The organism is Arthrobacter rhamnosi (assembly GCF_054510975.1).
In genome coordinates this window covers 398,380-410,540 of the sequence record NZ_JBTNDN010000001.1, presented here as the reverse complement: position 1 = coordinate 410,540, position 12,161 = coordinate 398,380, and the positions used below count along the sequence as shown (strand labels likewise).

The window sequence follows — 12,161 nt, the reverse complement described above, 5'->3', positions numbered from 1 at the left end:
CGCCGCGCCGGGTGCCCGGGCGGATGTGGGGCTATCGTGACCCCGGCAGCCGGAAGCGCTTCCTCGCCTTCGGCTGGGTCTGCTGGAAGAAGGCGCTGCTCTGCGGCAGCCACAGGAGCAGCACGGCAACCAGCATCCCGACGGCGATCAGGGACAGGCCCGGCGTCCCGCGGACGACGACGGGCACTCCCGCGATGATGCCGATGGTGCTCAGCAGCTCGCGGGCGCTCCTCCTGCCCCGGCGCAGCGGGAGCAGGAGGATCAACTGCAGGACGGCGAGCGCCCCGAGGAGCGTGCCGAGCCCGATGAACCCAGCACGGTCGAGGTCCCGCACCGCAGCCGATGCGATGAACGTGCCTGCCGCGACGAGCAGCAGCACCGCGACCACGAGCCACAGGGCGATCGCTGCCCGCAGCGGGAACGGCCGGGGCGGCAGGGGATCCTTGCGCGGACTCACCGGAGGGACGGCCTAGCCCCGGGGAGCGACGGTGCCGCTGCGCGTCTCGGTGTCGTAGGAGTAGACCTCGGTGCCGCCGATCCACACCTGCAGGGCGCGCTGCATCACATCGAGCGGATCGCCGCTCCAGAGCACCAGGTCCGCGTCCTTCCCGACGGCGAGCGAGCCGAGGCGGTCCGCCAGGCCGAGGACCTTCGCGGGGTTGATGGTGATGGAGCGCAGGGCGGTCTCCCGGTCGAGGCCCTCCTTGATCGCCAGGGTGGCCTGGTGCACCAGGAAGTTGATCGGGATGACGGGGTGGTCCGTGATGATCGAGATCTCGACGCCGGCCCGTGCGAGCTTGCCGGGGTTGGCGATGGAGCGGCCGCGCAGCTCCACCTTGGACTTCGTGGTGAACAGGGGGCCGATCAGGACGGGGGTTCCGCGTTCTGCGAGGACGTCGCCGAGCAGGTGCGCCTCGGTGCCGTGGTCGAGGACGAGGTCGTACCCGAACTCGTCGGCGATGCGGAGAGCTGTCGCGATGTCGTCGGCACGGTGCGCGTGCTGGCGCCAGGGGATCTCGCGTCGCAGCACCATGGCCAGGGCCTCGAGGTGCGGGTCCCGCGCGTTCTCGTCGTCCTTGCCCATGTAGTTCTGGGCCTTCATGAACGCCTCGCGGATGACGAGCGCCGTGCCGAGGCGGGTCGACGGCATCTTGCCCTTGCCGCCGTAGACGCGCTTCGGGTTCTCGCCGAGTGCCGACTTCAGTCCGCTGGGGGAGCGCAGCACCATCTCCTCGAGGTACCGCCCGTGCGTGTGGATGGCGACAGCGAGCCCGCCGATGGGGTTGCCGGAGCCGGGGTTCACGTTCACGGTGGTGACCCCGCCCGCGAGTGCGTCGTCGAACCCGGGGTCGTACGGGTTGATGGCGTCGATCGCCCGGACGCCGGCCGTGTTCGGCTCGGTCATCTCATTGGTGTCGTCCCCGGCTGTTCCCTCGCCCTCCTCGTGCGTGCCCAGGTGCACATGGGCGTCCACGAACCCGGGGAGCAGCCACTTTCCTGCCGCGTCGAGGACGGTGGCGCCGTCGGGCACGGGAACGGAGGGACCGAGCGCCGAGATCCGCCCGTGCTCGACGACGACCGTGCCGTCGAAGGGCTCGCCGTCGATCGGGACGACGTGGGCGTTGGTGATGGCTGTGGCGGGAGCGGGCGGGGTCGTGCCGCTGGGGGAGGACATGGTCGGCCTTTCGCAGGGGGGCGGGGTGATTTCCACCATATCCGCACGCGGGTGGGAGCCCGGGAGCCGTGCCTACACTGGATGAGCCGTTCTCCGGCCCATCGGGACCGGTGACCGCACCCTGTCCATCGGAAGGAAAGCATGAGCCAGCGCAGTACGGCGGCAGGAGTCCGGGCGCTGGGCCTTGTCGCCGCAGGAGTGGTGGCCTGGGCCCTGATGGCCTGGGCGTTCGCCTGGGCCGACGTCATCGGCCTCGATTTCCGGGTGTACCGCATGGGCGGGCAGTCCGTGGTCGACGGCGACGGCTCGCTGTACACGCGGTCCTTCGGGGAGGGCGAGGGGTCCCTTCTCTTCACGTATCCGCCGTTCGCGGCGCTCGCCTTCACGGTGCTCACGCTCGTCAGCGCCGAGACCGGCGCAATGCTTTTCGTGTGGCTGTCGATCCTCATCGCGGCCGCGACGTCCCTGCTGGCCACCCGGTACCTCGGCGGGTTCCGCACCGTTCGGGACGTGGTGAGGCACCCCACGGCGCTGCCGCTGGCGATCGCCGGAACCGGGCTCGTCTCCCTACTGGGCCCGTGGCGCGAGACCATGGCCTTCTCGCAGGTCAACATCCTGCTCTTCGCGATGATCGCCGCCGACCTCCTCTCGGGGCCGCACCGCCGGATGCCCACCGGACTGCTCACGGGCATCGCGGCCGGCATCAAGCTGACGCCGCTGGTCTTCGGCCTGTACTTCCTCGTGCGCGGCGAGTGGAAGCAGCTGTTCACCATGGCGGCCGGCTTCTTCGGGACCATCGCGCTCGGTTTCCTCCTGCTGCCGGCCGAATCGTCGATGTACTGGCTGCAGATGCTGCGGGACACCGGCCGGATCGGCGGCGAGGGCTACGTGGACAACCTGTCCCTCCGCGGTGCCATCCTCCACTTCCTGGGACCGGACTTCCCCTCCACCGTTCCGTGGCTGCTCATCTCACTGCTGCTCGTGGCGGCGACGGCCTACATCATCCGCGAGGCCCGACGCCGTGCGGACCGGTTCCTGCCGATCGCCATGACCTCGCTGCTCATGCTCCTCATCTCACCGATCTCGTGGTCACACCACTGGGTCTGGATCGTCGTCGTCCTGGCGGTCCTCGCAGGCCAGGCTGCCGGGCATCCCGGGGAACTGCGCGCGTACCGCACGACGGCGGCCGCACTCTTCGTGCTCACCCTCCTGGTCTTCATCTACTCGCCCAAGACGATCGGTGTGCTGCTGGGTGCGGACGACCTCGATTCCCAGCTGGTGACCGGCTGGCTCATGGCGTCCAGCGCCGGCGTGTTCTGCGCGCTCGCAGTCACCGTGTTCTGGGTCCTCCTGTCGCGGACGCTGCGAGCGGTGCGCCCGGAGCAAGGGCTGCACCCGCAAGGGGCGGTGCGTCCACGGAACGAGGAGCAGGCCACGGCGGGCGGCGGCACCGGCAGGGACCGCGTGTCCGGCGCCCTGCACGGCCGGTCCGACGACGGCGCCTTCCGCGGCACCCGCTGATGGTCACCGCAGTGCGGCGCACCCTCGCGGCTCCGGTCGGCCGCCTGCGGGTCGCCGCGGGCTGCGCCGTCGCGCTGGTCCTGCCGCCACTGCTCGAGGCGGCCGTCTTCCTGGCGGGGCACTCGCTGCTCGCGGTCGATGTCCTCTTCCAGCTCGCCGGGGTCATCGCCGTCGCCCTGATCGGGGGCCTCTGGCCCGCGCTGCTCGGCGCCCTGTGGAGCAGCATCATCCTGAACTACACCTCGACGGAGCCCTTCGGGTCCCTCGAGATCTCGGATGCCGAGAACGTCATCACAGTGCTGATCTTCATCGCCGTCGCGGTGACGGTGTCGCTCGTCGTCGGGCTGTCGGCACGCCGGTCCCGGGAAGCGGCCCTGGCGCAGCAGGAGGCCGCCCTGCTCGGCGAACTCGCGCGTGGCGCACTGGCGGAGGAGGACACGCTCCAGGGCTTCCTGCGCCACGTCCAGACCCAGTTCGACGTCGATGCCGTGGCGCTGTTCGGGCTCGTGGGCCCCTCGGAACAGGACGCCGATGACGGGTCCGACGCCTCGGGCGCCGGCACGATGGAGCGCAAGGCCCTGGCCGTGCGCCCACCGGTGCCCGGTCCTGCCCTCCCGGGAGCCGTTCACGGAGGGGCGGTGGCAGCCGCCGCGGCACCCGCTGCGGGAGCCAGGACGGACGCCGGGCTGCGCGCTACCCCGCAGGCAGGTGACATGGACCGCTGGACGATGGACGCCGCGACCACGGTCGAAGCGGTCGACGGCGACGTCCTCCTCGCGCTCTACGGGCACCACCTCTCCTCGCGCGAGCGCGGACTGCTGACGGCATTCGCCGGCCAGCTCCGCTCGATGCTGCAGCGGCAGGAACTCCTCGCGAGCACGCGCACCAACCAGAGGCTCGTCGAGGGCAACGTCATGCGTACGGCGATCCTGCGCTCGGTGTCCCACGACCTGCGGACCCCCCTCGCCGGGATCAAGCTCGCCGTCAGCAGCCTCCGGCAGTCCGATGTGACGTTCTCCCAGGAGGACGAGGACGAACTGCTGGAGACCATCGAGGACTACTCGGACCGGCTGGACGCGCTCGTCAACAACCTGCTGGACATGTCGCGCATCACCGGAGACGCGGTGAACGCGCACGTACGCCCACTGCGGTGGATCGACGTCGTCGGGCCCGCCCTCGCCAACGTGCCCGAGGACCGCGTCCGCGTACACATCCCGCCGAACCTGCCTGCCATCGAGGGAGACCCCGGGCTGCTGGAGCGCGTGATCGCGAACGTCGTCGAGAACGCGGTGAAGTATGCGCCGGGTTCCCCGATCGAGGTCACCGCATCCGTCGGCGGTACCGGGAGGGCCCTGATCAACGGCTTCCCGGCCAGCGAGCTGCGCGTCATCGACCACGGACACGGTGTGTCCCGCGACGACGTCGACGCCATGTTCCGCCCGTTCCAGCGGCTCGACGACGCACCGTCGGGGGCCGGCGTCGGGCTCGGGCTCGCGGTGGCCAAGGGATTCACGGAGGTCATGGGCGGCGTGCTCGACGCCGAGCAGACTCCCGGCGGCGGTCTGACGTTCGTCATCCGCCTGCCCATCTCGACGGGGGTGGTGGAGCTGTGACGCGCGTGCTCGTCGTCGACGACGAACCGCAGCTCCTCCGTGCCCTGGAGATCAACGTCCGCGCCTACGGCTACCAGTGCGTGACGGCGGTCGACGGCGAGACGGCACTCGCAGCCGCGTCCGAACACCACCCCGACATCATCGTGCTGGACCTCGGGCTGCCGGACATCGACGGGGTGGACGTCATCCGCCGGATCCGTGGCTGGTCGCAGGTGCACATCATCGTGCTGTCCGCCCGGCACGGCTCGCAGGACAAGGTCGATGCCCTCGATGCGGGTGCGGACGATTACGTGACGAAGCCGTTCGGCCTCGACGAACTGCTCGCACGCCTCCGCGCGGCCAGCCGGCGTGCGGCGGCCGAGGCCGGCGCGCCGGTCATCGAGACACCCGACTTCACGCTCGACGCCGGAGCCCGCCGGGTGCTGAAGGACGGCCGGGACATCCGGCTCACGCCCACCGAGTGGAAGATCGTCGACCGCCTGATCGCGCATCCGGGCCGGCTCGTCTCGCAGCAGCAGCTGCTGCTCGATGTGTGGGGCCCGGCGTATGCGAAGGACGTCCAGTACCTCCGTGTGTACATGGCGCAACTGCGGAAGAAGCTCGAACCCGATCCGGGCGCTCCCCGCTACTTCGTCACCGAGAGTGGCATGGGCTACCGGTTCGAGCCGTGACGCGGGAGGCCGGCGAGGTGCCCCTAGGATGGTCGCCATGACCACCGGCACCCTCCTCGCCATCTGTCGCGTGCACGAGCTCCTTCCCACGCGGGACTCGACCGGCGTCACCGCGATCGACAAACGGGCGGTCGACGGGCCCGTGAACGTGCACCCGCTGGGCCTGACCGGCGACGTCCAGGCGAGCCGCAAGCACCACGGCGGCCCCACCAAGGCCCTCTACGCCTACGCGCAGGACGACGCCGACTACTGGTCGCGGCAGCTGGGACGCGAGGTGACGCCGGGCCTGTTCGGTGAGAACCTCCGCGTGGCGGGCATCGACGCCTCCTCCGCCGTCATCGGCGAGCGCTGGCGCGTGGGGGAGCAGGTGGTCCTCGAAGTGACCATGCCGCGCACGCCCTGCGTGAACTTCGCCCGGTACCTCGGCGAGAAGTCCTGGGTGAAGCGATTCGCGGAGGCGAACCGTGTGGGCACTTATCTGAGCGTCGTCACGAAGGGCAGCATCATCGCGGGCGACACCATCCACCTGGACAGCGTCCCCGACCACGGCGTCACCGCAGCACAGGTCCACGCGGGTCTCGCCGAGTCGCAGGCGCAGAGGCTGCTCGACACCGCGGCCGAAGGGCATCTCACGCTCACCCCGCAGGTCCGCAAGGCTGCGCTGAAGGCACTGAGAGTCGCCCCGTCGGCCTGACGTGCCGAAGGTCACCTCCCGGAGGACACCGGATGGAACGGGTCGGTCCCGTCGTGCAGTAGACTGGATATATCCCCCACACCGGTATTCCCTTTATTTCCGCCCCTCAGGGCCGGATAGGTTGTGTTGGGGCTCGGAGCACAGACTCGCGAGCAGATTCATCAGGGAGCGCCGGCTAGAAGAAAAGTCACACATCACTGCTGAGAGAGCAGAGACCACGGTGTGACGAGGAAGTTCGGCCTCGGGATTGAAACAGTGCCGGATTTCCATGTTCATTCGGCACTGCAGGCTCCTTCCTGTCAGGCCGTCCGGCACCTACCTGAAGGAATTCTTCCGTGCCTGAAAACCTGTCCGAGCAGATCACCGAAACCACCCTCGTCACCGAGACCACCGCAGCGGTTCCCGCAGCAGAGTCCGACGACGACGGCGTGGACATCCGCTTCACCGAGCTGAACCTCGACGGCCGCATCCTCGCGGCGCTGACCGACCTCGGCTACGAGAAGCCCTCACCCATCCAGGCAGCGACCATCCCCGCGCTGCTCGAAGGCCGCGACGTCGTCGGGCTGGCGCAGACGGGCACCGGCAAGACCGCCGCGTTCGCCGTGCCCGCGCTGTCCAAGATGGCGGAACTGGCCGACGTCAACGGCGGGCCCAGCAAGAACACGCAGGTCCTGGTGCTCGCACCGACCCGCGAGCTCGCGCTGCAGGTAGCCGATGCCTTCACCTCCTACGCCAAGCACATGGAGGGCTTCACCGTCCTCCCCGTCTACGGTGGATCGCCCTACGGCCCCCAGCTCAACGGGCTCCGCCGCGGAGCGCAGGTCGTCGTCGGTACCCCCGGCCGCGTCATCGACCATATCGAGAAGGGTTCCCTGGACCTCTCGAACCTCGAGTACGTCGTGCTCGACGAGGCCGACGAGATGCTGCGCATGGGCTTCGCCGAGGACGTGGAGAAGATCCTCGCCTCCACGCCGGCGGAGAAGCAGGTTGCTCTGTTCTCCGCGACCATGCCCCCGGCCATCCGCCGTATCGCCAAGAAGTACCTGAACGATCCGGCCGAGATCTCCGTCAAGGGCAAGACGACGACGGGCACCAACACGCGCCAGCGCTACCTGCAGGTCATGGGCCCGCACAAGCTCGACGCGATGACCCGCATCCTTGAGGTCGAGGACTACGACGGCATCATCGCCTTCGTCCGTACCAAGGCGGCTACCGAAGACCTGGCGGACAAGTTGCGTTCACGGGGCTTCACGGCAGCAGCCATCAACGGAGACATCCCCCAGCAGCAGCGCGAGCGCACCGTCGAGGCGCTGCGCGAAGGCAAGATCGACATCCTCGTCGCCACGGACGTAGCAGCCCGCGGTCTCGACGTGGAGCGCATCTCGCTCGTCGTGAACTACGACATCCCGAACGACACCGAGTCCTACGTGCACCGTATCGGCCGCACCGGCCGTGCAGGCCGTTCCGGTGACGCGATCCTCTTCATCACCCCGCGTGAGAAGTACCTGCTCCGTTCGATCGAGAAGGCTACGCGCCAGCCCGTCGAGCAGATGCAGCTGCCCTCCACCGAGAAGATCAACGAGCTGCGCCTCAGCAAGTTCGCGGACAAGATCACGCAGACGCTGGCCGGCAAGGACGTCGCGCTGTTCCGCGACCTGATCGCCACCTACGAGCGCGAGCACGACGTGCCCGCCAGCGAGATCGCTGCAGCCCTTGCCGTCATGGCGCAGGGCGGCCAGCCGATCCTCGTGCAGGACATCCCCGTCGCTCCCGCAGGACAGCGCGAGCGCGCCGAGGGACGCAAGGATGCCTTCGGGTCCCGCGGCCCGACGCGCACGCTCACCGAGGGCAACGCCACCTACCGCATCGCGGTGGGCCGTCGCCAGCGCGTGATGCCGGGCTCGATCGTCGGTGCCATTGCCAACGAGGGTGGCCTGTCCTCCTCGCAGATCGGCGGCATCGACATCCGTGCGGACCACAGCCTGGTGGAGCTGCCCGCGGACCTGACGACCGACCAGCTGCGCGCGCTCTCCAAGACGCGCATCGGCGGCGAGCTCATCCACCTCGAGCTCGACAAGGGACGCAAGCCCGCAGGCAACCGCGGCGCAGGCGAGTTCAAGAAGCCCTTCAAGAAGGACTTCCCGAAGCGTGACAGCGACACCCGGTTTTCGGGCGACGCCAACCGCAAGCCCCGCCACGCCAAGGGCGCCGGAGCCGGAGCAGGACGTTCCACCGCGCAGTCCGAGCAGTGGTAGGAACTAGCTAGGCGAAACCCCGTCGGACCCGTGCAGTGCACGGGTCCGATGCGGAATCCGGGGTCCGTCCCTCGAGGGGCGGCTGTCGATTTCGCACCAGCGGCTCGGAACTGGTAAAGTTTCTTGCTGTTGCCCCCCTAGCTCAGTGGTAGAGCGCGTTCTTGGTAAGAACGAGGTCACCGGATCGATTCCGGTGGGGGGCTCGTAAATGAGGGGCCCGTGACGATCATCCGATCGGTGCGGGCAGCCTCATTTAGGGCGGTGTAGCTCAGCTGGTTAGAGCGCACGACTCATAATCGTGAGGTCGTGGGATCGAGTCCCACCACCGCTACGGACAAGGCCCCGGAACTTCGGTTCCGGGGCTTTTTCGTTCTTCGGATGCCGAAACGACGAAGCCCGACAGGCGTGCCTGCCGGGCTTCGATCGGATACTCTGCCCCGGAGGTCTGGAGGAGGGCTATCGCTTGCCTTCTGCGACATCCTTCACGGATTGCGGGGTCTTGCGGCCCAGTTGCTGGTCGAGAGCCACCCGAAGACCCGACCTCCACGAGGATCGGGGCCGGTGTCGGCGGGACGGCCGGGATGGACACGGCGCCAGCCTAACCGCCGCCACTCCCGTTCCCGGCGCTCCGGCGGGAAGCCGTCCGGCGGCCGATCAGTCGCCCTTCACATTGATGATCTGGCGCAGCGTATGGCGGATGTCCACCAGGTCCTTCGCATCCTGCATGACGACGTCGATGTCCTTGTAGGCCGCGGGGATCTCGTCGAGGAACGCCGGGGTGTCACGGAATTCGATGCCTCGCATGGCGGCACGGAGCTGGTCCTGGGTGAACGTCCTGCGGGCAGCATTGCGGGAGTACTCGCGTCCGGCCCCGTGCGGGGCCGAATCCATGGCCTCCCGGTTGCCCCTGCCCGTGACCACGTAGGACCGCGTGCCCATCGAACCGGGGATCAGCCCGGGACGCCCGGGGTCGGCCGCGATGGCGCCCTTGCGGGACAGCCACACGTCCTTGCCGTAGTGCGTCTCCCGCTGGGTGTAGTTGTGGTGGCAGTTGATGCGTTCGCGCTCCTGCACCGGTCTGCCTACCCAGGCGGTGAACTGGCGGACCACGCGGTCCATCATCTCCTCACGGTTGAGCAGAGCGAATCTCTGCGCCCACATCAGTTCGCTGATGTACCGGTCGAATTCGGGGGTGCCCTCCTCGAGGTGCGCGAGGTCCCGGTGCGGCAGGGTGATGGCCCGGCGTGCGCAGTAGTCCTGTGCTGCCGTGATGTGCCGCTGCGCGATGCGGTTCCCGATGCCCCGGGACCCGGAGTGCAGGAAGAGCCACACGTCGTCCACTTCGTCGAGGGACACCTCGATGAAGTGGTTGCCCGAACCGAGCGTGCCGAGTTGCAGGCGCCAGGCCTTCACGTAGGTCGACGGGTCGAAGCCGGCCGAGCGCGCGTCCCGTTCGAGCGCGTCGATGCGGGGCTCGGCGGAGGCGCTCACCCGCTTGTTGTTGTTGCCGGCGGAGAGGGGGACGGCCCGTTCGATCGCCTCGCGCAGGACACGGCGATCGAGTCGGGCGATGTCCCGGGCGGTGTAGTCGGTGCGCACGGCGACCATCCCGCAGCCGATATCGACGCCGACGGCCGCGGGGATGATCGCCCCGAGGGTCGGCAGGACCGAGCCGACCGCGCAGCCCAGGCCGAGGTGGGCGTCCGGCATGGACGCGAAGTGCGGGTACACGAACGGCATCGAGCTCGTCATCCGATTCTGCGCCAGCGTCGCGTCATCGATGATGCTGGCGAAATTGACGTACTTCTCGTTGATCCACTCCATCCGTCGAGGCTACCGAGGAGCCCGGCGGGACGGCAGGCCAGACGTCCTCCCGCCGGACCCTTGCGGATGGCTCAGCGGATCCGTACCGCCTGGAGCACCGCATCGTGGACGGTGATGTCCCGGCCGTCCCCCGTGTGCTCGGTCCGCGGGCGCGACTCGCAGACCCGGATGTCCCAGGCGTCGTCGAGGAGGGCCGCGATCTCCTGCGGCGTGTAGAACAGCTCGGGCTGCGGCGGCCGCCGGATCTCGGTCTTCAGGTCCGAGGGGTCATGGGCAACGATCAGCAGCGTCCCGCCGGCACCGACGAGGGCCGCCAGCGCTCCGAAAACGCGCGAGCGTTCCGGTTCGGGCAGGTGCAGAAAGTGGGCGGAGACGAGGTCCAGGCCGCCGGGCAGCTCCGGCGAGGCCAGCAGGTCCACCTGCCGGAACTCCAGGCGTTCGGCGACGGAGGCGTCGAGGTCCTCCGCATGGGCGCGTGCCCGGGAGAGAGCGACCTCGGAGATGTCGATCCCCAGGACCTCCCAGCCGCGGGAGGCGAGCCAGACGGCGTCCGCTCCCTCCCCGCAGCCGACGTCGAGCGCCCTTCCCGGCGGCAGGTCCTCCACTCCCGTCACGAGCTGCCGGTTCGGCCTACCGCTCCAGATCCTCGCGTGCTGCCGGTAGCGGTCGTCCCAGAATTCCTGCGTGTACTCAACCCGCACGGCGCATCCCTTCTTCCGTTCCTGCCCCGGTGACTCCCGCTGCTGCCTGGAGCGGAGCGCCGGTGGACGCTGCGGCGCCCGTTCCTGCCCCATCATCGAGCCCATGGCGGCGTGTGCCAAGGACCCGCACCGAGACTCCCGCCTCCGACGACGCCGAGAAGGGGCCGCTGTAGCCCTCGACGGCCCACGCCGTTTCCTCCTCCACAAGGTCGGCGTTGATCGCCGCGCCGGCCATGGTCCCCTCGGCCGCGGCGACGACGACCTGCGCAGCGGGATTCGAGACATTGCCCGCGACGTAGACGCCCCGAACGGACGTCATCCCCCGCTGTCCCGGTGCCACGAAGGAGCCCATCCCTGAGGGATGGTCCTCCGGCCGAAGCCCCAGGGCTTCCAGGAGCCCGCTGTTCGACTCCATCCGCGTGCCGACGGCGACGGCGTGCAGCGGGAAGCGGCGGGCCCCCTGGACCGTCACGCCCGTGAGCACGTGGTCCTCCTCGTCGATGGAGGCGACCGGCCCGTCGACGACGCGCACGGAGCGCGCGGCGAGCCTGTCCCACTCGTCGTCCGTGGGAGTGACGGTGTCGTTCAGGAACAGGGTGATGTCGTCGGACCACTGCCGGAACAGCAGGGCCTGGTGCACGGACAGGGGGCCGGTGCCGAGGATACCGATGCTCCGGCCCCGCACCTCGTACCCGTGGCAGTACGGGCAGTGGATGACGCCGCGGCCCCACTGCGTCCGCAGGCCCGGGATGTCGGGGAGGCCGTCGGTCAGACCCGTGGTGACGAGCAGGCGCCGTCCGCTGAAGCGCCTCCCATCAGCCGTCCCCGCGATGAACCCTTCCGCATCCCGCTGCACTGATGTGACCTCCGCTGCAATGACGGTTGCACCGTATGCTTCGGCCTCGGCCCGGCCGATTTCCAGCAGGCCGCGAGGGCTCATGCCCTCGCGGGACAGGAATCCGTGGACTCCTGAGGCGGCGGCGTTGCGGGGTCGTCCGGAGTCGAGGACGAGGACGGAGCGGAGCGCGCGGCCCAGGGTGACGGCGGCGCTGAGCCCGGCGGCCCCGCCTCCGACGACGACGACGTCGTACCTGTCCTGCGCGGGCTGGGTGATGACTGCCATGGTGGTTCTCCTTCTGGTCCACTGATACGTCCAGCATCGGCTGCTCGGTGAAGAATGCGCAAACATGTTTGCCGGTATGGCAAG

General features: G+C 69.3%; 10 protein-coding genes and 2 tRNA genes. 7 read left to right on the top strand and 5 right to left on the bottom strand.

Annotated features, from left to right (window positions below):
• Window positions 1–31: 31 nt before the first annotated feature.
• Entirely contained in the window at window positions 32–457 is a 426-nt protein-coding gene (locus ACX80J_RS01905) for a hypothetical protein (protein ID WP_459346639.1), read from the bottom strand.
• A 12-nt stretch (window positions 458–469) separates the two neighbouring features.
• On the bottom strand, window positions 470–1,675 hold the full coding sequence (locus tag ACX80J_RS01900) for an amidohydrolase (RefSeq protein ID WP_459346638.1): 1,206 nt from the start codon (window positions 1,673–1,675) through the stop codon (window positions 470–472).
• Between the two features lie 141 nt (window positions 1,676–1,816).
• Here ACX80J_RS01900 and ACX80J_RS01895 point away from each other — a divergent pair, with 141 nt between their 5' ends.
• The 7 genes from ACX80J_RS01895 to ACX80J_RS01865 all read left to right on the top strand — a co-directional run bounded on the left by ACX80J_RS01895 (window position 1,817) and on the right by ACX80J_RS01865 (window position 8,760).
• Complete coding sequence (locus ACX80J_RS01895; RefSeq protein ID WP_459346637.1) at window positions 1,817–3,196, top strand: glycosyltransferase 87 family protein; 1,380 nt, start codon at window positions 1,817–1,819, stop codon at window positions 3,194–3,196.
• The gene (locus tag ACX80J_RS01890; protein WP_459346636.1) at window positions 3,196–4,809 is read left to right on the top strand and encodes a sensor histidine kinase; all 1,614 of its coding nucleotides are present in this window, start codon (window positions 3,196–3,198) and stop codon (window positions 4,807–4,809) included. Before ACX80J_RS01895 ends, ACX80J_RS01890 begins: the two co-directional genes overlap by 1 nt.
• On the top strand, window positions 4,806–5,480 hold the full coding sequence (locus ACX80J_RS01885) for a response regulator (RefSeq protein WP_459346635.1): 675 nt from the start codon (window positions 4,806–4,808) through the stop codon (window positions 5,478–5,480). The genes ACX80J_RS01890 and ACX80J_RS01885 overlap by 4 nt, the downstream gene beginning before the upstream one ends.
• Before the next feature lie 37 nt (window positions 5,481–5,517).
• Window positions 5,518–6,174, top strand: coding sequence for an MOSC domain-containing protein (locus ACX80J_RS01880; RefSeq protein WP_459346634.1), 657 nt, complete (start codon window positions 5,518–5,520; stop codon window positions 6,172–6,174).
• Window positions 6,175–6,509: 335 nt separating this feature from the next.
• Complete coding sequence (locus ACX80J_RS01875; protein ID WP_459346633.1) at window positions 6,510–8,429, top strand: DEAD/DEAH box helicase; 1,920 nt, start codon at window positions 6,510–6,512, stop codon at window positions 8,427–8,429.
• Between the two features lie 131 nt (window positions 8,430–8,560).
• A tRNA-Thr gene (locus tag ACX80J_RS01870) sits at window positions 8,561–8,632 on the top strand.
• A gap of 54 nt (window positions 8,633–8,686) precedes the next feature.
• Window positions 8,687–8,760: transfer RNA gene (locus ACX80J_RS01865), tRNA-Met, on the top strand.
• A gap of 323 nt (window positions 8,761–9,083) precedes the next feature.
• Here ACX80J_RS01865 and ACX80J_RS01860 read toward each other — a convergent pair.
• The 3 genes from ACX80J_RS01860 to ACX80J_RS01850 form a co-directional block, all read right to left on the bottom strand.
• Window positions 9,084–10,253 (bottom strand): RtcB family protein, encoded by a 1,170-nt coding sequence (locus ACX80J_RS01860; protein WP_459346632.1) that lies wholly within the window; start codon window positions 10,251–10,253, stop codon window positions 9,084–9,086.
• Between the two features lie 71 nt (window positions 10,254–10,324).
• Window positions 10,325–10,954 (bottom strand): class I SAM-dependent methyltransferase, encoded by a 630-nt coding sequence (locus tag ACX80J_RS01855; RefSeq protein WP_459346631.1) that lies wholly within the window; start codon window positions 10,952–10,954, stop codon window positions 10,325–10,327.
• Entirely contained in the window at window positions 10,944–12,077 is a 1,134-nt protein-coding gene (locus ACX80J_RS01850; protein ID WP_459346630.1) for an NAD(P)/FAD-dependent oxidoreductase, read from the bottom strand. Before ACX80J_RS01850 ends, ACX80J_RS01855 begins: the two co-directional genes overlap by 11 nt.
• Window positions 12,078–12,161 lie beyond the last annotated feature (84 nt).